Source organism: Arthrobacter sp. 49Tsu3.1M3, from assembly GCF_900168135.1.
GTDB lineage: Bacteria > Actinomycetota > Actinomycetes > Actinomycetales > Micrococcaceae > Arthrobacter.
This window is the reverse complement of sequence record NZ_FUZD01000015.1, coordinates 41,705-63,444: the sequence shown is the minus strand read 5'-3', so window position 1 is coordinate 63,444 and position 21,740 is coordinate 41,705. Positions and strand designations below refer to the sequence as shown.

The 21,740-nt window shown below is 68.9% G+C and carries 20 protein-coding genes; 14 read left to right on the top strand and 6 right to left on the bottom strand.

Going from position 1 to position 21,740, the window contains the following annotated elements; all coding sequences use genetic code 11:
- Positions 1-2 precede the first annotated feature (2 nt).
- The gene (locus tag B5X90_RS15145; RefSeq protein ID WP_079554456.1) at positions 3-1,442 is read left to right on the top strand and encodes an alpha/beta hydrolase; all 1,440 of its coding nucleotides are present in this window, start codon (positions 3-5) and stop codon (positions 1,440-1,442) included.
- Complete coding sequence (locus B5X90_RS15140; RefSeq protein WP_179129159.1) at positions 1,439-4,084, top strand: bifunctional lysylphosphatidylglycerol flippase/synthetase MprF; 2,646 nt, start codon at positions 1,439-1,441, stop codon at positions 4,082-4,084. The genes B5X90_RS15145 and B5X90_RS15140 overlap by 4 nt, the downstream gene beginning before the upstream one ends.
- Before the next feature lie 180 nt (positions 4,085-4,264).
- On the opposite strand, the gene B5X90_RS15135 is transcribed toward B5X90_RS15140, so the two are convergent.
- On the bottom strand, positions 4,265-4,468 hold the full coding sequence (locus B5X90_RS15135) for a cold-shock protein (protein WP_011692441.1): 204 nt from the start codon (positions 4,466-4,468) through the stop codon (positions 4,265-4,267).
- A gap of 286 nt (positions 4,469-4,754) precedes the next feature.
- The gene (nucS, locus tag B5X90_RS15130; RefSeq protein ID WP_026266819.1) at positions 4,755-5,450 is read right to left on the bottom strand and encodes an endonuclease NucS; all 696 of its coding nucleotides are present in this window, start codon (positions 5,448-5,450) and stop codon (positions 4,755-4,757) included.
- A gap of 81 nt (positions 5,451-5,531) precedes the next feature.
- Here nucS and B5X90_RS15125 point away from each other — a divergent pair, with 81 nt between their 5' ends.
- Both B5X90_RS15125 and B5X90_RS15120 read left to right on the top strand, forming a co-directional pair.
- Positions 5,532-5,903, top strand: a complete 372-nt coding sequence (locus B5X90_RS15125; protein ID WP_028276058.1) for a hypothetical protein — start codon at positions 5,532-5,534, stop codon at positions 5,901-5,903.
- Between the two features lie 10 nt (positions 5,904-5,913).
- Entirely contained in the window at positions 5,914-6,723 is an 810-nt protein-coding gene (locus tag B5X90_RS15120; protein ID WP_079554453.1) for an alpha/beta hydrolase, read from the top strand.
- Positions 6,724-6,831: 108 nt separating this feature from the next.
- Here B5X90_RS15120 and B5X90_RS15115 read toward each other — a convergent pair whose 3' ends face one another.
- Complete coding sequence (locus tag B5X90_RS15115; protein ID WP_079554451.1) at positions 6,832-8,148, bottom strand: AI-2E family transporter; 1,317 nt, start codon at positions 8,146-8,148, stop codon at positions 6,832-6,834.
- Positions 8,149-8,341: 193 nt separating this feature from the next.
- On the opposite strand from B5X90_RS15115, the gene B5X90_RS15110 reads away from it, so the two are divergent.
- The 8 genes from B5X90_RS15110 (at position 8,342) to B5X90_RS15075 (ending at position 18,187) form a co-directional block, all read left to right on the top strand.
- Positions 8,342-10,240, top strand: a complete 1,899-nt coding sequence (locus tag B5X90_RS15110) for a hypothetical protein (protein ID WP_372702892.1) — start codon at positions 8,342-8,344, stop codon at positions 10,238-10,240.
- 117 nt (positions 10,241-10,357) lie between these two features.
- Positions 10,358-11,380 (top strand): tetratricopeptide repeat protein, encoded by a 1,023-nt coding sequence (locus B5X90_RS15105; RefSeq protein WP_079554447.1) that lies wholly within the window; start codon positions 10,358-10,360, stop codon positions 11,378-11,380.
- Positions 11,380-12,480 (top strand): NADH:flavin oxidoreductase/NADH oxidase, encoded by a 1,101-nt coding sequence (locus tag B5X90_RS15100; RefSeq protein WP_079554445.1) that lies wholly within the window; start codon positions 11,380-11,382, stop codon positions 12,478-12,480. Before B5X90_RS15105 ends, B5X90_RS15100 begins: the two co-directional genes overlap by 1 nt.
- Positions 12,481-12,599: 119 nt before the next feature.
- The gene (locus B5X90_RS15095) at positions 12,600-13,415 is read left to right on the top strand and encodes an ABC transporter ATP-binding protein (RefSeq protein ID WP_079554443.1); all 816 of its coding nucleotides are present in this window, start codon (positions 12,600-12,602) and stop codon (positions 13,413-13,415) included.
- A complete protein-coding gene (locus B5X90_RS15090; protein WP_079554441.1) occupies positions 13,397-14,968 on the top strand; it encodes a transporter in 1,572 nt (523 codons plus the stop codon). The genes B5X90_RS15095 and B5X90_RS15090 overlap by 19 nt, the downstream gene beginning before the upstream one ends.
- A 59-nt stretch (positions 14,969-15,027) precedes the next feature.
- Positions 15,028-15,810, top strand: a complete 783-nt coding sequence (gene nagB, locus B5X90_RS15085) for a glucosamine-6-phosphate deaminase (protein WP_079554439.1) — start codon at positions 15,028-15,030, stop codon at positions 15,808-15,810.
- A gap of 60 nt (positions 15,811-15,870) precedes the next feature.
- The gene (locus B5X90_RS15080) at positions 15,871-16,188 is read left to right on the top strand and encodes a DUF3039 domain-containing protein (RefSeq protein WP_370122952.1); all 318 of its coding nucleotides are present in this window, start codon (positions 15,871-15,873) and stop codon (positions 16,186-16,188) included.
- Positions 16,189-16,399: 211 nt separating this feature from the next.
- Entirely contained in the window at positions 16,400-18,187 is a 1,788-nt protein-coding gene (locus B5X90_RS15075) for a DEAD/DEAH box helicase (RefSeq protein ID WP_079554437.1), read from the top strand.
- A gap of 123 nt (positions 18,188-18,310) precedes the next feature.
- Here the strand turns inward: B5X90_RS15075 and B5X90_RS15070 are convergent, their stop codons facing one another.
- The 3 genes from B5X90_RS15070 to B5X90_RS15060 form a co-directional block, all read right to left on the bottom strand.
- Positions 18,311-18,658 (bottom strand): hypothetical protein, encoded by a 348-nt coding sequence (locus tag B5X90_RS15070; protein WP_079554435.1) that lies wholly within the window; start codon positions 18,656-18,658, stop codon positions 18,311-18,313.
- Between the two features lie 75 nt (positions 18,659-18,733).
- Positions 18,734-19,432 (bottom strand): isochorismatase family protein, encoded by a 699-nt coding sequence (locus tag B5X90_RS15065; RefSeq protein WP_079554433.1) that lies wholly within the window; start codon positions 19,430-19,432, stop codon positions 18,734-18,736.
- The gene (locus B5X90_RS15060) at positions 19,433-20,761 is read right to left on the bottom strand and encodes a nicotinate phosphoribosyltransferase (protein WP_256860266.1); all 1,329 of its coding nucleotides are present in this window, start codon (positions 20,759-20,761) and stop codon (positions 19,433-19,435) included.
- A 37-nt stretch (positions 20,762-20,798) separates the two neighbouring features.
- Here B5X90_RS15060 and clpS point away from each other — a divergent pair, with 37 nt between their 5' ends.
- Positions 20,799-21,164, top strand: a complete 366-nt coding sequence (gene clpS / locus B5X90_RS15055; protein WP_079554430.1) for an ATP-dependent Clp protease adapter ClpS — start codon at positions 20,799-20,801, stop codon at positions 21,162-21,164.
- A complete protein-coding gene (locus B5X90_RS15050; RefSeq protein WP_079554428.1) occupies positions 21,157-21,723 on the top strand; it encodes a DUF2017 domain-containing protein in 567 nt (188 codons plus the stop codon). The genes clpS and B5X90_RS15050 overlap by 8 nt, the downstream gene beginning before the upstream one ends.
- Positions 21,724-21,740 lie beyond the last annotated feature (17 nt).

Genomic DNA, 21,740 nt, shown 5'->3' with positions numbered 1-21,740 from the left:
CGGTGGACTACCTCGATGGCCTTAGCCTGGTCGACGGCCCGGTGGTGTGGCTCGTGTGGGCCTCCGCCGCGGCGGGCCTGGCCTACCTCCTCTGGCACGTTGCCCTCCGGCACACGGGTTTGGCGCGCACGGGTTTGGCGCACGCCGGCCGCCGCGAGCCCGGCGCGGCCGTGGCCGTCGCGGCCACCGTGACACTGCTCGCCGCGGCGCTTGTCGCTGCCGTGCACTGGTTCCTGCTCTACGCCGTCACCGTCTTCCCTGCCGAACTGCCGGGGGAGACCCTCGCCTGGTCTGTTGCCGGCGTCGTCGCCCTGCTGCTGTGGCTCATGCGCCTGCTTGGACTCTGGGGCCGCGGACGGACCGGCACTATCTCGACCGGCACTGATTCAACCGGCACCAGCCCGACCGGCACCACTCCGAGCCGTCCCCATCGCTTGCGTTCAAGCGCAGCAGCCACGGCCGCCTTCCTGGCCGTCCTCGCGCTGTCCGCCGTCCAGATCAACATCTACTTCGGCCTGAACCACACTGTCGGCGACCTCACCGGAGCGGCCGCAGCCCGGATCGAGCCGCTCGAGGCCGGCCTGACGCGCGCCGCCGGCGCCCCAGCCGCCACCGGGCTCACCCACTGGCAGGCGCCGGCCCACCTTCCCGACGGCGTCATCCGCAAGGCGGTCATCCCGGGCACCGTCTCCGGCTTCCAGAGCCGGGACGCCTACGTCTACCTCCCTCCGGCCTATTTGGGTTCCCCCCGGCCCGCGCTGCCGGTGCTGGTCCTCTTTTCCGGACAGCCCGGCGGTCCTGCCGACTGGCTGACCGGCGGCGCACTCCGGAGCCGGCTCGACCGGTTCGCCGCGGAGCACGCCGGGGTGGCGCCCGTAACCGTGGTGGTCGATCCCAACGGCTCGGCGTCGGGAAACACGCTGTGCATGGACAGCCGGATTGCCCAGGCGGACACCTTCCTGGCGCAGGATGTGCCGGACTGGATCAAACGCACGCTCGACGTCGACCCGGATCCCCGCCAGTGGGCCGCGGGCGGCTTCTCCTTCGGCGGTACGTGCGCCATTCAGATGGTCACGAGGCATCCCGACGTGTACAGCGCCGCGCTGGCCTTCTCCAGCGAGGAGGAGCCGGCCCTCGCGAAGGTGCGGGCCAAGACCATTGAGGCCTCCTTCGGCGCCGACGCCGGGGCCTTCGACCAGCTGACCCCGCTGCGCGTCATGGCGGAACACCGCTTCGACGGCCACGGCGTGTACTTCGCCGCCGGAGACCGCGACCCGCAGTTCACCGGCTACATGGACGTGCTCTCCGAGGCGGCACGCCGGGCCGGGTTCAGCGTCGAAACACACCGGATCGCAAACGCGGGGCACTCCTGGGACGTGGCATCCGGCGGCCTTCCCGGCGGCCTGGACTTCCTGGCCCGACGCTGGGGGATCGCGCCATGAGCCAGGCCAAGACCGGCAGCACCCGGACCGCGGCGGCCACGGGGCCGGAGATCCCGCCGTGGCAGGGTGTCTGGCGCCAGGGCCTGCGCCGCACGCTCGCGCACTTCCGTGCCGTACCCTTCACGCTGGCGGTTCTCGCGGTCTTCCTCGGTGTCGGGGCCGTCACGGGCAGCTTCCTGTCGGGGCCGCCCGGTGCCTTGTTGCCCATAGCGTCCGTCAACGCCTCGGGGCTGAAGGCGGGGCACTGGTGGTCCCTGTTCACCTCGCTGTTCTTCGCCACCAACCTGCTGGCCTACCTGGCCGCATCACTGATGATCCTCCTGCTGCTGGGGCTCGCTGAACGGCATCTGGGGACCCTGCGGACGGCCGTGTTCTACTTTGTAGGCCAGTTCGCTGCTGTCACGGTGTTCCTGCTCGTCACCCAGCTGGCCCGGTATATCGGCGACGGCTGGCTGGGGCCGATGGTCAACGCCCGGCTGATCGGCCCCTACGCCGCCGTCCTGGCCGTGGCCCTGGCCGCCAGCGGGCTGCTGCCGACGCTGTGGCAACGCAGGCTGCGGACCGCCGGCCTGTCCGCGTCCCTGCTGCTGGTGCTCTACGTCGGGCATCCGGAGACAGTGGTTGGGCTCGCCGGTGCCCTCGCCGGCCTGGCCGCGGGCTGGTGGATCCAGGGCGACCGGGGCACCCTGCACCGGCACCGTTCAACCGGACGCGAGACACGCAACCTGCTGGCACTCACGGTCGCGATCTTCGCCGTGGGGCCGATCCTCACGGCCGCCGTCAGCAGCCCCACCGGGCCGCTGGCCCTGTTGCGCGACGTCGTGCTGAACCCGCTGCCCACACTGGGCCAGCTGGAGGAAAACTGCGGCGGGACGGTGGACGTCAGCTGCCTGGAAGCCGGCCGGGCCGGACTCGCCGGTCCGCTGGGCCTCGCGCTGGCTGTTGTCCCGGTGGTCCTGCTGTTGATCTGTGCGGACGGCATGCGGCAGGGCCGCCGCCTGGCCCTGCGGATCGCGATCATCGTCCAGCTCGGCGTGACAGCCCTGGCCGCCGTGTACCTGGCCCTCTTCGCACGGATTCCGCACTACGCCAGCCAGCCGCACACGGCCGTGATGGGCTCCGGCTTCGTCCGCGTCCTGCCGCTCGTGGCCGTCCCGTTGCTGCTCGTTGTGCTGCTCTGGCTTAACCGGCGGCAGTTCAGGGTGGAGACTGCCCCGCGGGCCAGACGGATCCTGGGCCTCGTGGTCGGGGGCACGTGGCTGGTGCTCGCCGGGGCCTATTCGGTGGCCTGGCTCGCCGCCGGCGGGATGGACCGCGACGGGGGAGTGCTGGGCCTCGCGGCGGAACTCGCCCGGCAATACCTGCCGCTGCCCATTCCGGGCGCCTACAGCCGGTTGTTCCAGAACCGCAACGCCGTCGAGTCCTTTCTGTTCGCCTATGCCGGCATCATCTTCTGGGGCGTGGCCCTGGCGGCGGTCTGGCTGGTGCTGCGGCGGCGGCTGCACGGTACCGGGCACAGCACCGACGTCGGCTCCGGGGATCGCGACACGGCCCGTGACCTGATCCGCCAAGGCGGGGACTCACTGTCCTGGATGGCGCTCTGGGAACCGAATAAGTACTGGTTTACGCCGGACCGGCGCGGCGGCGTGGCCTATCAGCAGCACGGCAACGTGGCCCTGACGCTGGCAGGCCCGTTCGGATCCGCTGCCCTCCACGAGGAGACCGCGGCGGGCTTCATGCGCTACTGCGCCGAACACGCCCTGATCCCGTGTTTCTACTCCTGCACCGCCGGGCTCTGGCCGATGCTCCGGGCCCGCGGATTCCGCCGCGTGGCCGTGGCCCAGGAAACCAGGCTCGCCGTGCGCGAACTCGAGTTCAAGGGCAAGGAGTGGCAGAACGTCCGCACCGCCCTGAACCGTGCCGCGAAGACCGGTGTCCAGGCCGTGTGGGGGCGCTACAGCGAATTCCCGGCCCCGCTGCGGACCCAGCTCAGCGAGGTCTCCGAAGAGTGGGCGGCGCAAAAGCACGTGCCGGAGATGGGCTTCACGCTCGGCAGCATCGACGAGCTCGACGACGACGAGGTGCTGTGCTGCCTGGCGGTGGACGCCTCCGGACGCGTGCAGGGGGTCACGAGCTGGCTGCCGGTGTATGCGGGCGGACAGCTCGTGAGCTGGACCCTGGACTTCATGCGCCGGCGCGGCGACGCGTTCCCTGGTGTCATGGAGTTCCTCATTGCTTCCGCCGTGCTGGAACTCAAGCGCACGGTTGAGGTGATCTCACTGTCCGGCTCGCCCCTGGCGAAGGACCGTGACGGAGACATCGCCGGCGGCAGCGACTCCGGCGGCGACTCTGGAGGTAGCGACGCCGGCGGCGGTTCCGGCGGCAGCGACGCCGGCAGCGATTCCGGGCCGGAGGGGCTGGCCGGGATCCTGGACGTGGTGGGCAGGGCCCTGGAACCCGTCTACGGCTTCCGCTCGCTGGCAACCTTCAAGTCGCGTTTCAAACCGGACTACCGCACGCTGTACCTCTACTACCAGGACCCGTTGCAATTGCCGGCGATGGGCCGGGCCCTGAGCCGCGCGTACCTTCCCGGGTTGTCCGTCCGGCAAAGTGCCCGCCTGCTGCGCACTTTGGTGCGTTAGGCATGCCCCGGCGGGTTAGTGCCCGGTGTTAGTGCGGAATTCGGCTGAAGAATGCATACGGGCCAATGCGGACCACCTGAAACACCACGCCCAAGAATGCACAAAAAAATGATCCCCGGCACAAATGCCGGGGATCATTCCTGGTGCCGGAAATGCCCTAAAGCACTTCCCGACGGCAGGCTAGACCAGCGTTACGCCGGTGGCCTGTGGGCCCTTGGCGCCCTGGCCGATCTCGAACTGAACACGCTGGTTCTCGTCGAGGGTCTTGAAGCCACCGGTCTGGATCTCGGAGTAGTGAACGAAGACATCGCCATCGGAGTCATCCGGGGTGATGAAGCCGAAGCCCTTTTCTGCGTTGAACCACTTGACGGTTCCCTGAGCCATTTGTTTCTCCTCATTGTGGATCTTGGATAAATCCGGCGCACTTCGCACCGGACCTGGTCACTCTGCGAGAAGAACCTTTGGCAACGGAACCGGATTCACGGACCGTGGCGGCAGGAGCTTCACGCTCGCAACATGTCTTGCGAGCATGAAAAACACCTACACAAAGACTCGTATAAGAATTTCACGACACTTGCGTCAGGTCAACGGGCGAACGGAAGAATTGCATAAATATTGTGCGAAGAACGTCTTAACGCGAATCGCCGCCACGGAAAACCTGCCGCGGTGCTTAAAAGAGCCGGGATTCGCTGTCGTCAACGCCGCGCATCGCGTCGTAGTCCAGGGTCACGCAGTCGATTCCGCGGTCCTTGGCGAGGACCTTGGCCTGCGGCTTGATCTGCTGGGCCGCGAAGATTCCCCGGACCGGGGCCAGCAGCGGGTCCCGGTTCAGCAGTTCCAGGTACCGGGTGAGCTGCTCGACGCCGTCGATGTCGCCCCGGCGCTTGAGCTCAATGGCCACGGTGGCACCGTCCGCGTCCCGGGCCAGGATGTCCACGGGGCCGATCGCGGTGAAGTACTCCCGGCGGATCAGCGAGAACCCGGTGCCCAGGAGTTCGATCTGGGCGGCCAGGAGCCGCTGGAGGTCCGCCTCGACGCCGTCCTTGATCAGGCCGGGGTCCTGGCCCAGTTCGTGGGAGGTGTCGTGCAGCTGCTCGTGGATGTTGATGATGAGCCGGTCATCGGTCTTGGCCGACTGGACCGTCCACTGTTCGACGACGCCGACCTCGACGTCGACCTCATCCGGTGTGGAGACCCGCAGGGACGCGGGAGGGCTCATCCAGTTCAGCGGCTTGTAGGACCCGCCATCGGAATGGACCAGGACCGAGCCGTCGGCCTTGACCAGCAACAGCCTGGTGGCCAGCGGCAGGTGGGCTTTGAGGCGGCCGACGTAATCAACGGAGCAGCGGGCTATGACTAAACGCACCCGGTCAACTCTACCGCCTGCGCGGGCGGCGGCTTGGCGGGGCGGCAAGGGGCGGCAGCCGGACTGGGGCAGAATGGAGGCATGCCCCGTTCCAACCGACCCCGCCGCGCCGGTTCTGCGAAGACAGGCTCCGGCAAGGGCACAGCCCCCGGAAAGAGCAAAGCCGCCGGAGCCAAGCACGGCCCGGCACCGGAACTTGATCTGGAGCGCGCCCGCTCGGGTTTCGCCCGCCGGGAGAGCGCACCGGACGGCGAATGGATGGTCCGCCCCATCACCGCGGGCCGCGCCGAGAAGACCTACATCTGCCCGGGCTGCTCCACCGCCGTGCTGCCGGGAATCGCCCACCTGGTGGTCTGGTCCGAGGACCACCTCTTTGGTGCCGCCGCGGGGCTCGCCGAGCGGCGGCACTGGCACAGCAACTGCTGGACTTCGCGGAGCTACCGGTATCGCTAAGCTGGTCAGCATGAGCTTTGATCCCGCGTCCTACGTCTTCACCCAGCCCTCTGCTCCCACTGCCATCCGCGCCTCCACGGTCCTGCCGGCCCGCCGCGAGAACGTCGAACTCCGCACGTCGGACGGGCACCGGCTGGTGGGCGAGCTCGCCGTCCCGGAAACCGGCGGGATCAAGGCAACACTCATCACGCTGCACCCGCTGCCGACGCACGGCGGCTTCATGGATTCGCACGTCTACCGCAAGGCCTCCTACCGGCTGCCCGCCCTCGCGGGAATCGCCGTCCTGCGCTTCAATACACGCGGCACGTCATCGCCGCGGGGAACCAGCGGGGGAGCCTTCGAGGAAGGCGTCGGCGAGCGTCTCGACGTCGAGGCCGCGGTGCAGTTCGCCGTGGACCGCGGCCTGCCGAACCGGTGGCTGGTCGGCTGGTCCTTCGGCACCGAGCTGGCCCTGATGTACGGCGCCACCGAGCCCGTCGCCTCTGAAATCGAGGGGGCTGTGCTGCTCTCGCCCCCGCTGCACCGGGCCACGGACGTGCACCTGAAGGAATGGGCCGAGGCCGGCAAGCCGCTGAAGGTCCTGGTTCCCGAGCACGACGACTACCTGCAGCCGGCGGCTGCGGCCGCGAGGTTCGCGCTGGTTCCGCAGGCCCAGGTGGTGGGGGTCGACGGCGCCAAGCACCTGTGGGTGGGGGAGAAGTACGCCGGGCGGGTTCTCAACGAAATCGTGGACGAGGTCATCCCCGGCGGCGCCACAGGGGGTGCCGGAACGGTGCTGCCGCAGGAATGGGACGGTCCGGTCGCGACGGCACACGCCTGAGGCCGCCAACGGCGCAAAAAGAGAAAACCGCGCCGGAAAAGGACAGCCGCACCGTGGATCCACGGTGCGGCTGTCCTTTTTCGGCGCGGAAACCCGCCAGGGGGCCGGTTAGCGGCTGTCCTGGCGCGCGATGAGGATTTCCTTGACCAGCAGCATGATGGCCGCCGCAGTGGGAATGGCGATCAAGGCTCCGAGGACTCCCAGCAGGCTGCCGCCGGCGATCACGGAGATGACGGCGACGGCGCCCGGCACCGCCACGGCTTTCTGCATGATCCGCGGAGAGATGAAGTAGGCCTCGAACTGGAGGTACGCGAAATAGCAGATGGCGAAGACAAGCGCGGTCTGCCAGCCGGCGGTTAGGGCAACGAGCGTCACCAGGCACCCGGCAATCATGCCGCCGACGAGGGGGATGAAGGCCAGCAGGGCCACCACGAACGCCAGAAGCGTTGCAAAAGGCACTCCAATGATCGACATCACAATGAACGCGAATGTGGCGTTCAGCAGGGCGACGGCGGCCTGGCCGATAACGTAGTTGCCCACCGAACCGGTGATTTCCTCGGACAGGGCTTCTACCCGGGCGCGCCGCGACCGCGGCGCGAGCCGGTAGCCCCATTTTTTCATCGCAGGGAGGGCGCCGAGGAAGTACAGGCTCAGGACCAGCACGATCAGTGCGCCGAAGATGCCGTTTGCCACGGTGGAGCCGAAGCCCACCACTCCGCCGAAGATGCCGCCCATGGCGTCCGGGTTGTTGACGAACTTCTCCAGCTCCTGGCTGATGCGGTCCCGGATGCCGAACTGGCTGTCAATGCTCCGGAAGAAGTCCGAGTCAATGAAGTCCTGGACCCACTTGGGCGCCTGCTGCACGATTTGCGTCACCTGCTGCACGATCGTGGGGATCAGGGTGGCAAAAAAAGCGGCGACTCCCAGTGCCAGGGTGGACACGGACAGGAGGATGCCGGCGGCGCGGGGGACATTCCGGTGCTCGAGCCACCGCACCACCGGGTCCAGGCCGAGGGTGATGAAGAGCGCCGTGATGATCCACAAGAGCAGCTGCGTCGTGTTCGAACCGATCCAGTAGACCAGGAGGGCGAAGCCGACTCCGACGGTGCCCATGAAGCCCATGTACAAGGGGTGCTGGGCCGACATGCGTGGACCGGGACTGCCGAAGCGGGCATCGGCCGCGGACGTCTCCTCGTCCCCGGCCTCGTGCTCCGGGGGCATCTCGAAGCGGATTCTCGGCTGGGCTCCGGGCAGGGGCTGGCGCAGGCGCCGGGCCGCGGACAGCAGGACGTTTGCCGCGGCTATCCGGGAGCGGGAGGTTGTTGGCCGGGGACTGGAAACGGGTTGTTCGGGGCCGGGTTCCTGGCTGTCGGATTCCTGCGCTTCTTCTGGTCCGGCGGAGGACGAATCCGTATGTTCAGTCACTGCGTTAAATGCCCTTAATTCCTTGCTGCGCCACACTGGCGGCACTTGTGTGATGATCACCGCAAACACTATCAGCAGGCTTGTCACCAGAGGGGAAAAACGCCCCCGCGGGCACCGCTCCGGGTGCCCCTCCGCGTCCCCGATCTGACTCGCGGGTAACAAAATGGTTACTATTGAAGCTAACTGTCCGCTGATGATAGGTAGTATTTTGCGTTTCAAGACTGCAGTCGCCCTGGTGCTGCTTGGCCTCCTGACACTCCTGGCCGGGATTGGCCAGAAGACGTTCTGGGCTCCCCCGGAGACGATTACGGCCACCGCTCCGACCGGCACCGCCGCGCCGCTGACCGTCTTCGACGAGAAGCTGAAGACTCTGCACCCCGGGACCGTGAAGATCACGGTCAAGGGTGAAGGGGCCTTCCTGCTGGCCGCGGGACGGCCGGACGACGTCGACGCCTGGGTGGGTAAGACGGCCCACAACACGGTCGACGGCGTCTCCGAGGACGGCAAGGCGCTGCAGCTGACGCATACCGACGGCGAAGCTACCGCGCCGTCGCCCGCCGGATCAGATCTTTGGGTCACCACCGAGAACGCCACTGGCGAAATGGACTACTCGTGGAACGCTCCGGCCGACGGCGATTGGTCGCTGCTCCTTGCCGCGGACGGCACCAAGGCCGCCCCGGGCTCCATCACGATGACGTTCCCGAACGACACCTCCACGCCCTGGGCCATTCCGCTCATGGTGCTCGGCGGCCTGCTGATCATCGCCGGCGGGGCGCTGCTGGTCCTCAAGCCCAAGTCAGGCAACCGCACCGGCGGCGGCAGCACGTTCGCCCGCCGCGCGCAGGCCAAGGCCGCGGCACGCCGCGGGGACCACGGCTCGACGGCAAGCACCCAGGATCCTGCCGAACCCGGCACCTCCGCGTCCGGCACCGCAGCACCCGAGACTGCACCGCAGCAGGCCACTCCGGAGAAAACAGGCCCGGAAAAGACAGCGCCGGAGAAAGCAGCGGCCGGCCAGAAGAAGGGCTCCGGCACGGTGCGCCGTTCCGGCATCGTGGTGGCAGTGCTGACCGCCGCGGCCGTCGCCGGAACGTCAGTGGCCGCCCAGGCCAGCCAGACGCCCGCGCCGTCGCCCAGTGCCCCGGCCTCCAGTGCTCCTGCCTCCGACGCCGCGACCCCCGGGAGTGCCGACGAGGGCCAGACCGGCGATGCGCCGGTGCTGCTGGACGCGCAGTTCCGCCGCGTCCTGGAACAGGTTGCCGGAGCCGTCGATGCAGGAGACGCTGCCAAGGACGCCGCCAAGCTGGCGCCGCGGGTGGCCAAGTCCGAACTCCAGGTGCGCACACAGAACTACAAGATCCGCTCGCAGGTCGGTTCCTACGAGGCCCGCATGCCTGTCCGCTCCACCAAGCTGCTGACCACGGTGGTCACCAATAAGCGCAGCTGGCCGCGCTCGGTCATGGCCGTGACGCAGGGCGAGGGCAACGTCGTCCCGCAGCTGCTGACCCTGACCCAGGACTCCCCGCGGGATAACTACAAGCTGGTCAGCAGCACCCCGCTTCAGCCCGGTGCTACCTTCCCGGGGATCGGCCGGGCCGGCACGGAGACGCTGGCGCCCTCGGACAAGACCGGGCTCGCGTACAGCGGCGACGAAGCCCTCGCCGGGCTCGGTGACCGACTGACCACGGCCGACTCCACCTTCAAGGACAAGCTCGTCGAAGGCCAGTCCTCCCCGTACATCGCGGACACCCTCGCCTACCAGGCCGACGTCGTCAAATCAGGCGTCAACGGCACCTTCGCCTTCACGCACAAGGCGGCCGCGGACAACACTGTCGTGTTCCGTACCGCTGACGGCGGGGCCCTGGTCCTGGGACGGCTGAACTTCTCGTTCGACGGCACTCCGAGGGCCGACGGGGACAAGCTCACCATCGGCGACGACGCGGCCGCCTTGGCTGGCGGCAAGGAGACCAGCACCGGCATGGTGCTGGACTTCGCAGAGTCCGTGGCTGTCTATGTTCCGCCGGCCGGTTCCAAGGATCCGATGAAGCTCGTGGCCGCCACCCGCGGCCTGGTCGGGGCCAAGTTCAAGTAGCCCCCGCAGGAACCTGCCCCCGCCGAGAAGCGCGGCAGGGGCACAGCACAGCAGACGACCGGGCCGCCATCGCGGCCCGGTCGTTGCTGCGTGTGGCGTAGTGGATAGAGTGGAGCTATGACTACGCCAGCTTCCCGCCCGGTCCCGCCAGTTGCCGCCAGCCCGCTGAACCTGCGCGGCGCCGTCGACCTCTCCGCCCTCAAACAGCGGCCGGCGCCATCCGGAGCGGGCGCCGCAGCCCCCGGTCCCGCGGGCTCCGCCGGTTCTGCCGGTGCCCCGGCATCCCCGGCATCCGGCCCGGCCGACCATGCAGGCCGGCCGTTGCGTGTGGATGTGACCGAGGGCAACTTCCAGGAGCTCGTGGACCTCTCGGCCCAGGTGCCTGTGGTGATCGCCCTCTGGGCCTCCTATTCGCCAGGTTCCGGCCAGCTGGTGGACGTCCTCGAAGGCATCGTCGAGAGCTACGACGGCCGGCTGGTCCTCGGGGCCGCGGACATCGACGTGTTCCCGGAACTTGCCCAGGCGTTCCAGGTGCAGGCCGTGCCGACCGCCGTCGCGGTGGTCAAGGGCCAGCCCGTGCCGCTCTTCCAGGGCGGCGCGGACGAGCAGCAGGTACGCAGCCTGTTCGATGAACTCCTCAAGGTCGCCGCCGCCAACGGCGTGACCGGACGGATCGGCGCCGGCGGGCCAGGTGGCGCGGAACCGGAGGCGCCTCCGCTGCCGCCGCTGCACCAGGCGGCGTTCGATGCAATCGAGGCCGGCGACTACGCGGCCGCGGCCGCCGCCTACCGGCAGGCCCTGAACGAGATGCCCGCCGACGCGGAGGCCAAGGCCGGCCTGGCGCAGGTGGAACTGATGGATCGCCTGCAGGCCCTCTCCGGGCCCGAGGCAGATGCCCTGCGCCGGCTCGCGGCCGACGAGCCGGACAACCTCGAGGCCCAGCTCGGGGTGGCAGACCTGGATATCGCCGGCGGCCACATCGAGGACGGCCTTGGCCGGATCGTCACGTTCATTGGCCGCAATTTCGGCCCGGAACGGGAGACCGCCCGGGTCCGGCTGCTTGAACTCTTCGACGTCGTCGGCACCGGCGACGAGCGCGTCGCCAAGGCCCGCCAGGGACTCGCCCGGGTGCTGTTCTAGTGGGATCGGCACTCTTCGCGCCGCTGGATCTGCGGTCCCTGCGGCTGCAGCACCGCGGCTGGGTGTCCCCGATGTGCCAGTACAGCTGCGACCCCGAAACGGGCGCGGGCGTGCCCACCGACTGGCACCTGATGCACCTGGGCTCCTTTGCCACCGGGGGAGCGGCCCTGATCCTCACCGAGGCCAACGCCGTGAACGCCGCGGGCAGGATCAGCCCCCGCGACGCCGGCCTCTACAACGACGACCAGGCCGCGGCCTGGGAACGCATCACCGCCTTCGTGCACCGCCACGGCACCGCGGAGACCAAGATCGGCACCCAGCTGGCGCACGCCGGCCGGAAAGCGTCCTCCTACTGGCCGTTCTCGGGGAAAGTGGGCAGCGTGCCGGCGTTCGAGGGCGGCTGGGACACCGTGGGTCCTGGCACCGGCGCATTCGACGGCTACGCGCCGCCGTCGGCCATGACCGAAGCGCAGATCGACGGCGTGATCGCCGATTTCGCCGCGTCCGCGGTGCGGGCCGTCGATACCGGGTTCGACACGATCGAAATCCATGGCGCGCACGGTTACCTGCTGCACCAGTTCCAGAGCCCGCTGGTCAACGACCGCACGGACCGCTGGGGCGGGGACGAGGCGGGCCGGAACCGGTTGACGCTTGCCGTGGTGGACGCCGTCCGCGCGGTCATCCCGGACTCCATGCCCCTGCTGCTGCGGATCTCGGCCTCGGACTGGGCGCCGGGCGGGATCGAGGCCGAGGCCTCGGTCCGGATGGCCGCCGCCGCCGCCGAGCGCGGGGTGGACCTGGTGGACGTTTCCAGCGGCGGGGCCGTGGCCCACCAGCAGATTCCCGTGGGCCCCGGCTACCAGACCGGGTTCTCCGCCCGGATCCGGCGCGAGACCGGGGTCAGGACCGGCACTGTGGGACTCCTGACGTCGGCCGGGCAGGCCGAGCACGCGGTGGCCACCGGCCAGGCGGACGGCGTGTTCATCGCCCGTGCCGCCCTGCGGGATCCGCACTGGTGGCTGCGGGCCGCGTTCGAGCTCGGCCATGACCTGGCGTGGCCGCCGCAGTACGAGCGCGCCATGCCCCGGCATTCGTTCTAGAACCGGCAGCCATTCCAGAACCGGCATTCATGCCAGAAGCAGCGGGCCGGTTCCTGCGAGCGAAAACGTACGCCTTGCGGACTATCCTTTTCGCGCCGTCCGGCGGTTAGTCTGGCGTCATGACATTCCAACCCCCTGGCCAGCAGGGACAGCCAGCCTTGCCCGGCCCGTCTTCGCCGCCGGTTCCTGCCCTGTCCCTGCTTGGCCTCGCCAAGCGCTTCGGCGACAAAATCGCCGTCGATGGCATCAGCCTGGACGTTCCGGCCGGCTCCTTTTACGGGGTGGTCGGGCCCAACGGCGCCGGTAAGACCACCACCTTGTCCATGGCGACCGGCCTGCTGCGTCCGGACTTCGGCACCGCCCTGGTCCACGGCGTCGACGTCTGGCAGCATCCGCTGGAGGCCAAGAAGCTGATGGGAATCCTGCCCGACGGCGTCCGGCTGTTCGACCGCCTCAGCGGCGAGCAGCTGGTCACCTATGCCGGTCTGCTGCGCGGGATGGACCGGGAGATGGTGGCGTCGCGGGTGTCGGAACTGCTCGCTGCCCTGGACCTGGCCAATGACGCCGGCACGCTGGTGGTGGACTACTCCGCCGGCATGACCAAGAAGATCGCGCTGGCCTCGGCGCTGATCCACGCCCCGCGGCTGCTGGTCCTCGACGAGCCGTTCGAATCGGTGGACCCGATCTCCGCGGCGAACATCCGCGACATCCTGGACCGCTACGTTTCCTCGGGCGGAACGGTCATCGTCTCCAGCCACGTCATGGACCTGGTCCAGCGCATGTGCGACCACGTCGCCGTCGTCGCCGGCGGCCGGGTCCTCGCCGCCGGGACGGTGGAGGAGGTCCGCGCCGGCGCCAGCCTCGAGGACCGCTTCGTGCAGCTCGTGGGCGGCCGGAACCACACGGAAGGTCTGGAATGGTTGCGCACCTTCTGAGGCTCAAGCTGACCCTGCTGCGCAACAGCGTCCGGCGCAGCCCGTGGCAGCTGGTGGGCCTCGGGATCGGCGCCCTGTATGCCCTGGGAATCGTGGCTGTTTGCGTGGCCGGGCTGTTCGTCCTGCGCGGGGTGGAAATTGAACTTGCCCAGACCGTGGTGGTCCTGGGCGGCGCCACGGCACTGCTGGGCTGGGCCATCATTCCCGTCGCTGTCTCCGCCGCGGACATGACGCTGGACCCTGCCCGGTTCACCACCTTTGCCGTGCCCATGCCGCAGCTGCTGGCCGGGCTGGCGCTCGGCGGCCTGATCGGCATACCGGGTCTCGCAACCTCACTCGTTGCGCTCGCCACGGTGGGCACCTGGTCCCGCAGCCTGCCGGCCGCAGCGGGCGCCCTCGTCGGTGCCGTGCTGGGCGTGCTGAGCTGCATCGTTCTCTCCAAGGTCGTGACCACGGCCACAGCCGGACTGGCAAGCTCCCGGCGCTTCAAGGACATCAGCTCCGTCGCCTTCCTCATCCCGCTGGTGCTCACGGGGCCCATCGTGGCCGGCATCGCGAGGGGAATCGCCGGTTCCGGCGATTTCCTGACCGGACTGGCCCGGGCCCTGTCCTGGACGCCGGCCGGCGCGGCCTTCTCGCTCGGCGGCGAGCTCGCTGCCGGCAGCTACGCGGCCGCGGCCGTGAAGTTCCTCATCGCCGCGGCCACACTGGCGGGCCTGGCGCTGGCGTGGAAGCTCCTGCTGCAGCGCGCCCTGGTGACCCCGCCCTACGCCGGGACATCCAAGCGGCGGACCGGGGGCACGGGCCTGTTCGGGCTGCTCCCGGCGACACCGGCCGCCGCCGTCGCCGCGAGGTCCCTGTACTACTGGCTGCGCGATCCCCGCTACGCCGGCGCGCTCGTGGTCGTTCCGCTCCTGCCGGTGCTGTTCCTCTTCCAGGGCAGCCAGAGCGGGTTCTACGGCCCGTTCCAGTTCGTCGGGCCGCTGACGGCCTTCCTGCTGGCCTGGTCGATCTCCACGGACGTCTCCTATGACAGCACCGCCTTCGCGCTGCACGTGGCAACGGGGGTGCGCGGCGCCGACGACCGGCTCGGCCGGGCGCTGGCGTGCCTGAGCTTCGCGCTGCCGGTGGCCGTCCTCTTCAGCGTCGGGCCGTTCTTCTTCACCGGCGACTGGGACAAGCTGCCCGCGGTCCTGGGCCTCTGCCTCGGCGTCCTCTTCACCGGCCTGGGCCTGGCCTCGGTGGTCTCGGCGCGCTACACCGTGAGCGTCCCGCTGCCGGGGGACAGCCCGTTCAAGAAGCCGCCGGGCAACGTGGCCCAGACCCTCGCCGTGCAGTTCGGCGGCATGGCAGTCCTCATGGTCCTCGTGGCGCCCGAGGCGGCGCTCGTGGCCGCGCAGTTCATCACCGGCAGCACCGTGCCGGGCTGGATCGCGCTGGCCCTCGGACCCGTGCTCGGTCTCACACTCTTCGCCGTCGGTGTCCGGACCGGTGGAGCATGGCTGGACCGGCGGGCACCGGAGCTGCTGGCACAACTGGCCGTCAACCGCTGACGGGTGCATGCTGGGAGTGCGCAGACTCGGACACCAGGAAGGTCAGCAAAGGCAGGATCATGGAAGTTGTCATCCTTCCCGGCAGCAAACAGATCGCGTCGCTTGCCGCGGATGCGGTGGAGGCCCTTCTCCGTCGCAAGCCCGACGCCGTCCTGGGCCTGGCGACCGGTTCCACGCCCCTGCCGGTGTATGTCGAACTGGCGGCGCGGCACGAGCGCGGGGGACTGGATTTCAGCCGGGTCCGCGCCTTCGCCCTGGACGAGTATGTGGGGCTGCCGGCCGGGCACCCGGAGTCCTACCGCGAGGTGATCGCCCGCGAATTCACCGCACGGGTGAACATCAGTCCGGCCAACGTCCACGTGCCCGACGGCGCGGCGGCGGACATCCCCGCGGCCTGCCGGGCCTATGAAGACGCCATCCGCGACGCCGGGGGAGTGGACCTGCAGCTCCTCGGCGTCGGAACGGACGGCCACATCGGGTTCAACGAGCCAGGCTCGTCGCTGGCGTCCCGGACGCGGATCAAGACGCTGATCGAGCAGACACGCCGGGACAACGCACGGTTTTTCGGCAGCCTGGCCGACGTGCCGCACCACGTCCTGACCCAAGGCCTGGGCACCATCCTGGATGCCCGCCACGTGATCCTGATCGCCACCGGTGCGCAAAAAGCCCAGGCCGTCCGGGACCTCGCGGAGGGTCCCGTCGCCGCCATCTGTGCGGCCTCCGTGCTGCAGATGCACCCGCACGCCACCATCCTCCTGGACGAGGCGGCGGCGTCGTCGCTGCGGCTGGCGGATTACTACCGCCACAGCTACGACCACAAACCCGCCTGGCAGGGCCTCTAGGCCCCGCCGCCGGCACCCCGCAGGTCCGGCAGCGCCCTTCCAACGGCTAAGATGGGTGTCATGACTAGCATGACCGATCCTCTCGAAAACGATCCGATGCGCGAGCTCTCCGGAGCCGGGACGTCAACGGCCACGATCGAGCGCGAGGAACTGCGCCAGGAAGTTGAGCCCGGTGACCGGGAGCGCTTCTCGCACTACGTGCGCAAGGAAAAGATCATGGAATCCGCGCTGACCGGTGAACCGGTGATCGCGCTCTGCGGCAAGGTCTGGACTCCGGGCCGGGATCCGCAGAAGTTCCCCGTCTGCCCCGAATGCAAGGAAGTCTACGAGGGCCTGCGCCCCGGAAACGACGGCGGCAAGGGCTCCGGCGACAAGTAAGGGCAATCAACGGAACCAACAGGTTCCGTTAGCCGTCTTCGGACGGCGCTTCCCTGTGGCGGCGCGCCGTCGCGCCTGATTTTCTGCTTTCCTGATTGCCGGTCCATGCTGTCCGGGTACTGCCTTACGGTCCATCCAAAAAGATTGGTGTTTTTGTGCTTAATTGGGTTTCTCCGTCGGCTGCAGCCATGCGCGGATGGAGGGCGCCTTAATGACGGAGACACTTTTCGGCGGCCCCACGCTTCCCCCCGCCTATCCCGAGCGGGCCGCCTGGGGCACCGCCCCCAAGCTGCGCGCCTGGCAGCAGGAGGCGCTGGACAGCTACTTCAGCACCCATCCCAAGGATTTCCTGGCGGTCGCAACCCCCGGCGCGGGTAAGACCACTTTCGCCCTGCGCGTGGCGTCCATGCTCATCGATTCCGGCGTGGTCAACCGCGTGACCATCGTGGCGCCCACCGACCACCTCAAGCGCCAGTGGGCTGACGCCGCTGCCCGGGTGGGCATCGCGATCGACCCGAACTTCAAGAATGCCGACGGCCAGCACGGCCGCGGGTTCATCGGCGTCGCCGTGACCTACGCCCAGGTGGCCAGCAAGCCCATGCTGCACCGGGCCAAGACCGAAGCCGCCCGCACGCTGGTGATCCTGGACGAAATCCACCACGGCGGCGAGGCCCTGTCCTGGGGCGACGGACTCCGTGAGGCGTTCGACCCGGCGGCCCGGCGGCTCTCCCTGACGGGCACCCCGTTCCGCTCGGACACCTCGCCCATCCCGTTCGTGGAGTACGCCGAGGACCGGGACGGGATCCGGCGCTCCAAGGCCGACTACACGTACGGCTACGGCAAGGCCCTGCGCGACCACGTGGTCCGCCCGGTGATGTTCATGGCGTACTCCGGCCAGATGCGCTGGCGCACCAGCGCGGGGGACGAGATGGCCGCCTCGCTCGGAGAGTCGGCCGTCACGAAGGACATCACGTCGCAGGCCTGGCGCACCGCGCTGAACCCGGCCGGCGAATGGATCCCGGCCGTCCTGGCCGGCGCGGACAAACGTCTCAGCGAAGTCCGGCGCAGCGTCCCGGATGCCGGCGGCCTGGTCATTGCCACCGACCACGAGGACGCCCGCGCGTATGCCGGCCAGCTGAAGAAGATCACCGGCGAATCGCCCACCGTCATCCTCTCCGACGACGCCAAGGCCTCCAGCAAGATCGAGGAATTCACCGCCAGCGAGAAGCGCTGGATGGTGGCCGTCCGGATGGTCTCCGAAGGCGTGGACGTGCCGCGGCTGTCCGTCGGCGTCTACGCCACCTCGACCTCCACCCCGCTGTTCTTTGCCCAGGCCGTGGGGCGCTTCGTGCGTGCCCGCAAGCGCGGCGAGACGGCGTCGGTCTTCCTGCCCTCGGTGCCGCAGCTGATGGCCCTGGCCAACTCGATGGAGGCCGAGCGCGACCACGCCCTGGACCGCCCGGAGAAGGAAGACAGCGACGGCCTCTTCAATCCCGAGGATTCGCTCATGGACGAGGCGAACCGCGAGGAGAAGGCCTCCGACTCCCTGATGAAGGGCAAATTCGAGGCCCTCGACTCCCAGGCGTCCTTTGACCGGGTGCTCTTCGACGGCGGCGAGTTCGGCACCGGCGGCGAAGTGGGCTCGGAGGACGAGCTCGACTTCCTCGGGATCCCCGGCCTGCTGGACGCTGAACAGGTCGGCACGCTGTTGCGCCAGCGCCAGCACGAGCAGCTGAACCGGAAGAACCGGCGCTCCCCGCAGACCGAGGCAGCCGCGGCTGCGGCCCCGGCCGTGCCGGACCACCGGATGCTCATGGACCTGCGCACCGAGCTGGCCAAAAACGTCGCGGCCTGGTCGGCCCGCACCGGGACCCCGCACGGCGTCATCCACACCAAACTCCGGACCGTCTGCGGCGGCCCGGCCGTCGCCCAAGCCAACGAGGAACAGCTGCAGACCCGCCTGCGCAAGCTCCAGGACTGGTTCATCGGCCGGAAGTAGCGCCGCGCAGGGGTTGGAAGCAGGCGTTAGGGGCAGAGCCCCTAGGCGCCGGGCAACAGCAGAGGGACCAGTTCAATCTGAACTGGTCCCTCTGCTGTTACTCCGCTGTGAACTTTGCTTCGGCTACTGGCCGGTGCCGCAGACCTGGCCGTAGGTCTGGCCCGCCGCGGTGTAGTCGGCCTTCATGTCCTCGAGCTTGGCGGTGTCCGGGGAGGGCTTGGCCGACTCGTCGAAGTATTCGATGATGGTCTGCAGCGGGGCCCGCAGGTCCTCGGATGCCGCCGCCTTGATGGGCCGCAGCTGGTTGGCGACCCGGGTCATGCCGGTCTTGTCCGATGTGGCCGACTGGGCGGAGACCACGGTCTTGACCCGGGCGCAGGTTTCCTCGTTGGTCAGCTGCGGCGTGGCCGAGCAGCCGGCCGCGCCGAGCAGCGCTCCGGCGGCAATCAGGACGGTCAGGGTCTTCTTCATGGTGTACTCCGGGGTTCTACGGGTCTGTCAATATGGCAAGACTGGCGATGGGGCAAGGATTTCGAGTCTACTGGCTCAGAGGACATCGACGCCGCCGAGCTCCATCTCGGCCACGGCATCGTCCAGGTCTTCGGCAATGCCGACCGTCAAGCCGCGCAGCACCGTGACGGAGTAGCCGGCCTGGACGGCATCCAGGGCGGTCGCTTTGACGCAGTAGTCCGTGGCGATGCCCACCACCACGATGTCCTCGACGTCGTGGCTCTGCAGCCAGTCGTCCAGCCCGATCGCGTCCTCGCCAGCGGCGAAATCACTGCCGGCGAAGGAACTCACAGTGCTGTCGGAGTCTTCGGAGTCTCCGGCGTCTCCAGCGTCTTCGGCGCCGGTAACGGGCATGGCGCCGGGCCGGCGGTCGCCGGTGGGGACGTCGTCCTCGGGGGCCAGCAGCCCTTCGAAGCCGGAGTACGCCGCGGCGAACTGGCCCTTGCGGAAGTACGCCTGGATGTGTTCCGGATCAAGATCGGGATGCAGTTCGGCCCCGCGGGTGCCCGCCACGCAGTGCCGCGGCCAGCTGTCGACGAGATCGGGTTCCTCCGAGAAATGCTCACCCGGATCGATGTGCCAGTCCTGGGTGGCCACGACGTGGTCAAACTGGCCGTGGTGGGCGTCAACGTACTCGCTGATTTCCCCGGCCAGGCTTGCCCCGCCGGCCACGGCCAGGGCACCTCCCTCACAGAAATCGTTTTGGACGTCAACGATGATCAGGGCGCGGGACATTCAGTCCTCCTCGTAGATGGTGGGGATGGCCGCCTCGCCGCGCTGGAGCCGGTTGACCACCGCGGGAAGCTCCCGCATGGTCTCCGCGTGGCGCCGGCGCGCGCGCTGGACCCCCTCCGAACCGGTCCACCCGGGCAGGAGCTCGCCGTTCTTGATGAACTGCTGCAGCAGCGGACGGTCGTTGCCATCGTCCTCCGGGTGATGGCCGACGCCGACGATCTCGGCCGTGGCGGTCCCGCGCTCGTTGAGCTTGCGCAGCGCGTACTTCCGGCCGCCCTTGCTGGCCTTGTTCTTGGCGGCCTTGGCGACGGAGATGAAATCACCGGCGTCGTCGGTGCGGCTGACGAGCTTGTAGACCATGCTCGCCGTCGGGGCCCCGGAACCGGTCACGAGCGAGGTGCCCACGCCGTAGGAGTCCACCGGCGCGGACGCCAGCGCCGCGATGGCGAATTCGTCGAGGTCTGAGGTCACTACGATCTTGGTGTGGTCGTTGCCGAGCTCGTCCAGCAGCCGGCGCACCCACTGGGCCTGGGCCACGAGGTCGCCCGAGTCCAGCCGGACAGCGCCCAGCTTGTCCCCGGCGAGATCGACGGCGGTGCGGACGGCCGTTTCGACGTCGTACGTGTCCACCAGCAGCGACGTGTCCGGCCCAAAGGCGGCGATCTGGGCCTCGAAGGCCTCCCGCTCGGTGTCATGGAGGAGGGTGAAGGAATGGGCGGCCGTGCCCACTGTCTTCAGCCCGTAGCGCAATCCGGCCTCCAGGTTCGAGGTGCTGTCGAACCCGGCAATGACCGCGGCCCGGGCAGCGGCGGCCGCCGACTCCTCGTGCGTCCGGCGCGATCCCATTTCGATGCACGGGCGGGTGCCGGCCGCGGAGATCATCCGGGAGGCGGCAGAGGCGATGGCGCAGTCGTGGTTGAGCACCGAGAGCAGGTAGGTCTCCAGGATGCAGGCCTCGGCGAACGTGGACTCAACGATCAGCACGGGGGAGTTCGGGAAGTACGCCTCACCCTCCGGATAGCCCCAGATGTCGCCGGAAAAGCTGTAGCCGGCCAGGTACTCCAGTGTCTGGTCGTTGACCACCTTGGTCCGGCGCAGGTAGTCCAGTTCCGGCTCGCCGAAGCGGAAGTTCGCGATCCCCTCCAGCAGGCGGCCGGTGCCTGCCACGATCCCGTAGCGGCGCCCGTCCGGGAGCCGCCGGGCGAAGGCCTCGAAGACCGATTTGCGGTGCGCCGCGCCGGACTGCAGGGCACCCTGCAGCATGGTCAGCTCGTAGTGGTCGGTGTACAGGGACGTGCGGGGACGATCCCAGCCGGCGGAGGTACTCACAAATTCACTCTAGTGTGCATCCCCATAGAATGGACAGATGACCCTCAGCGTTGCGCTCGGCCCCGACACCCGGGAGAGCACCCAGACCGGAACAGTGACGTCCGGCGACGTCCTGACCGCCCCGGACGTCCCCTGGAACCTCGTGATCTGGAACGATCCCGTGAACCTGATGAGCTATGTGAGCTTTGTGTTCCGCAGCTATTTCGGCTACTCGGAGGCCAAGGCGAACAAGCTGATGATGGAGGTCCACAAGAAGGGCCGCTCGATCGTGGCGCACGGCAGCAAGGAACAGGTGGAGCAGCACGCCGTCGCGATGCATGGCTACGGCCTCTGGGCGACGGTGGAAAAAGCCACCGGCGGCAACGCGGGCGGTTCCGGCAAAGGCAAGGGAAAACGTGGCTAAGGCATTCAAGTACGGGCTCAAGGGCATCAAGGGCCATCTGGAGCCGGCTGAGCGGGAGCTGCTGCGCAGCCTTTTCGATGACGTCATCTCCATGCTGGAGCCACAGCAGCGCGCCAACGAGGACCCGCTGGCGGCCCTGGTGGGCCTGGACACCGAAGCCCGCGAACCCACGGACCGCGCCATGCGGCGGCTGTTGCCGAACGTGATGAAGAACGACGACGACGCCTCCCTCGAGTTCCGCCGGTACACCGAGCGGTCGCTGCGCGAAAGCAAGATCGGCGCGCTGAAGGCGGCCGCCCTGAGCCTGGACCGGGACAACCTCGTCCTGAGCCCGGACGATGCCCGGCACTGGGCCACCGCGCTCAACGATGTCCGGCTGGTGCTGGCCGAACGCCTCGACATCCGTGACGATGCCGACGCCGACAACATCCACCTCATGCAGGACTGGGCCCAGGCCGAGGACGTCGAAAGCTACCTGGCCCTGGTGTACAACTTCACCACGTGGCTGCAGGAGTCGCTGGTCCAGGCCATGGTGCACTCGCTCGATGCCCGGCGCTGAGCGCGGGCGTGTGACCC

What these genes read in the sequence shown, in the direction of transcription:
- B5X90_RS15140 (WP_179129159.1), top strand. Translation starts at nt 1,439, where the DNA reads ATGAGCCAGGCCAAGACCGGCAGCACCCGGACCGCGGCGGCCACGGGG.
- B5X90_RS15135 (WP_011692441.1), bottom strand. Translation starts at nt 4,468, where the DNA reads ATGGCTCAGGGAACCGTCAAGTGGTTCAACGCAGAAAAGGGCTTCGGC.
- B5X90_RS15125 (WP_028276058.1), top strand. Translation starts at nt 5,532, where the DNA reads ATGCCCCGTTCCAACCGACCCCGCCGCGCCGGTTCTGCGAAGACAGGC.
- B5X90_RS15120 (WP_079554453.1), top strand. Translation starts at nt 5,914, where the DNA reads ATGAGCTTTGATCCCGCGTCCTACGTCTTCACCCAGCCCTCTGCTCCC.
- B5X90_RS15110 (WP_372702892.1), top strand. Translation starts at nt 8,342, where the DNA reads ATGATAGGTAGTATTTTGCGTTTCAAGACTGCAGTCGCCCTGGTGCTG.
- B5X90_RS15105 (WP_079554447.1), top strand. Translation starts at nt 10,358, where the DNA reads ATGACTACGCCAGCTTCCCGCCCGGTCCCGCCAGTTGCCGCCAGCCCG.
- B5X90_RS15095 (WP_079554443.1), top strand. Translation starts at nt 12,600, where the DNA reads ATGACATTCCAACCCCCTGGCCAGCAGGGACAGCCAGCCTTGCCCGGC.
- B5X90_RS15090 (WP_079554441.1), top strand. Translation starts at nt 13,397, where the DNA reads ATGGTTGCGCACCTTCTGAGGCTCAAGCTGACCCTGCTGCGCAACAGC.
- nagB (WP_079554439.1), top strand. Translation starts at nt 15,028, where the DNA reads ATGGAAGTTGTCATCCTTCCCGGCAGCAAACAGATCGCGTCGCTTGCC.
- B5X90_RS15080 (WP_370122952.1), top strand. Translation starts at nt 15,871, where the DNA reads ATGACTAGCATGACCGATCCTCTCGAAAACGATCCGATGCGCGAGCTC.
- B5X90_RS15075 (WP_079554437.1), top strand. Translation starts at nt 16,400, where the DNA reads ATGACGGAGACACTTTTCGGCGGCCCCACGCTTCCCCCCGCCTATCCC.
- B5X90_RS15070 (WP_079554435.1), bottom strand. Translation starts at nt 18,658, where the DNA reads ATGAAGAAGACCCTGACCGTCCTGATTGCCGCCGGAGCGCTGCTCGGC.
- B5X90_RS15065 (WP_079554433.1), bottom strand. Translation starts at nt 19,432, where the DNA reads ATGTCCCGCGCCCTGATCATCGTTGACGTCCAAAACGATTTCTGTGAG.
- clpS (WP_079554430.1), top strand. Translation starts at nt 20,799, where the DNA reads ATGACCCTCAGCGTTGCGCTCGGCCCCGACACCCGGGAGAGCACCCAG.